The sequence below is a fragment of the Hydrogenophaga borbori genome, assembly GCF_003417535.1.
GTDB lineage: Bacteria > Pseudomonadota > Gammaproteobacteria > Burkholderiales > Burkholderiaceae_C > Hydrogenophaga > Hydrogenophaga borbori.
This window is the reverse complement of the sequence record NZ_QVLS01000005.1, coordinates 2,501-5,000: the sequence shown is the minus strand read 5'-3', so window position 1 is coordinate 5,000 and position 2,500 is coordinate 2,501. Positions and strand designations below refer to the sequence as shown.

1 rRNA gene (only partly in view) is annotated in these 2,500 nt (G+C 52.4%); it reads right to left on the bottom strand.

The features are described 5' to 3' along the window. Positions 1-2,500: ribosomal RNA gene (locus DY262_RS08955) — 23S ribosomal RNA — on the bottom strand (it extends past both window edges: 302 nt to the left, 72 nt to the right).

The following is a 2,500-nucleotide window of genomic DNA, read 5'->3' as shown; positions in this document are numbered from 1 at the left end:
GTCTCACGACGTTTTAAACCCAGCTCACGTACCTCTTTAAATGGCGAACAGCCATACCCTTGGGACCGGCTACAGCCCCAGGATGAGATGAGCCGACATCGAGGTGCCAAACACCGCCGTCGATATGAACTCTTGGGCGGTATCAGCCTGTTATCCCCAGAGTACCTTTTATCCGTTGAGCGATGGCCCTTCCATACAGAACCACCGGATCACTATGTCCTGCTTTCGCATCTGCTCGACTTGTCAGTCTCGCAGTTAAGCACGCTTATGCCATTGCACTATTAGCACGATGTCCGACCGTACCTAGCGTACCTTCGAACTCCTCCGTTACGCTTTGGGAGGAGACCGCCCCAGTCAAACTGCCTACCATGCACTGTCCCCGATCCAGATAATGGACCTAGGTTAGAACCTCAAACACACCAGGGTGGTATTTCAACGTTGGCTCCACCCGATCTAGCGACCGGGCTTCAAAGCCTCCCACCTATCCTACACAGATCTGTTCAAAGTCCAATACAAAGCTACAGTAAAGGTTCATGGGGTCTTTCCGTCTTTCCGCGGGGAGATTGCATCATCACAAACATTTCAACTTCGCTGAGTCTCGGGAGGAGACAGTGTGGCCATCGTTACGCCATTCGTGCAGGTCGGAACTTACCCGACAAGGAATTTCGCTACCTTAGGACCGTTATAGTTACGGCCGCCGTTTACTGGGACTTCGATCAAGAGCTTGCACCCCATCAATTAATCTTCCAGCACCGGGCAGGCGTCACACCCTATACGTCCACTTTCGTGTTTGCAGAGTGCTGTGTTTTTAATAAACAGTCGCAGCCACCTATTTTTTGCAACCCGTTCATGCTTCGTTGTTCACTACACACTACTAGGGCACACCTTCTTCCGAAGTTACGGTGTCAATTTGCCGAGTTCCTTCTCCCGAGTTCTCTCAAGCGCCTTAGAATACTCATCTCGCGCACCAGTGTCGGTTTGCGGTACGGTCGATCACAAGCTGAAGCTTAGTGGCTTTTCCTGGGACCTCGTTCAGTTACTTCGCGAGCAAGCTCGCTCGATCGGCAGCCTCGGTATATGCGCGCCGGATTTGCCTGACGCACGCCTACTTCTGCCTAAACCGGGACATCCAACACCCGGATAACCTATTAAGATCCGTCCCCACATCGCACTTGTAATCGGTGCAGGAATATTGACCTGCTTGCCATCAGCTACGCATCTCTGCCTCGCCTTAGGGGCCGACTCACCCTACGCCGATGAACGTTGCGTAGGAAACCTTGCGCTTACGGCGAGCGGGCTTTTCACCCGCTTTAACGCTACTCATGTCAGCATTCGCACTTCTGATACCTCCAGCAGCCTTTACAAGCCACCTTCACAGGCTTACAGAACGCTCTCCTACCACTCGCCATTGCTGGCGAATCCGCAGCTTCGGTAACTGGCTTGAGCCCCGTTACATCTTCCGCGCAGGACGACTCGATCAGTGAGCTATTACGCTTTCTTTAAATGATGGCTGCTTCTAAGCCAACATCCTGACTGTTTTAGCCTTCCCACTTCGTTTCCCACTTAGCCAATTTTAGGGACCTTAGCTGGCGGTCTGGGTTGTTTCCCTCTTGAGTCCGGACGTTAGCACCCGGTGCTCTGTCTCCCAAGCTGTACTCATCGGTATTCGGAGTTTGCCTTGGTTTGGTAAGTCGCCATGACCCCCTAGCCAAAACAGTGCTCTACCCCCGACGGTAATACTTGAGGCACTACCTAAATAGTTTTCGGAGAGAACCAGCTATTTCCAGGTTTGTTTAGCCTTTCACCCCTATCCACAGCTCATCCGCTAGTTTTGCAACACTAGTCGGTTCGGACCTCCAGTACCTGTTACGGCACCTTCATCCTGGCCATGGATAGATCACCTGGTTTCGGGTCTACACCCAGCGACTGAATCGCCCTATTCGGACTCGGTTTCCCTGCGCCTACCCTATTCGGTTAAGCTCGCCACTGAATGTAAGTCGCTGACCCATTATACAAAAGGTACGCCGTCACCCTTGCGGGCTCCGACTTTTTGTAAGCATGCGGTTTCAGGATCTATTTCACTCCCCTCCCGGGGTTCTTTTCGCCTTTCCCTCACGGTACTTGTTCACTATCGGTCGATGATGAGTATTTAGCCTTGGAGGATGGTCCCCCCATCTTCAGACAGGATTTCACGTGTCCCGCCCTACTTTTCGCAAGCTCAGTACCACACAGGTCTTTTCGCGTACGGGGCTATCACCCACTATGGCCGCCCTTTCCAGAGCGTTCCGCTAAGTCTTGTGCTATCACTTGCAGGCTCCTCCGATTTCGCTCGCCACTACTTTCGGAATCTCGGTTGATGTCTTTTCCTCGAGCTACTGAGATGTTTCAGTTCACCCGGTTCGCCTCGTGCACCTATGTATTCAGTGCACGATACCTTTCGGTGGGTTTCCCCATTCGGAAATCTCCGGATCAAAGCTAATTTGCCAGCTCCCCGAAGCTT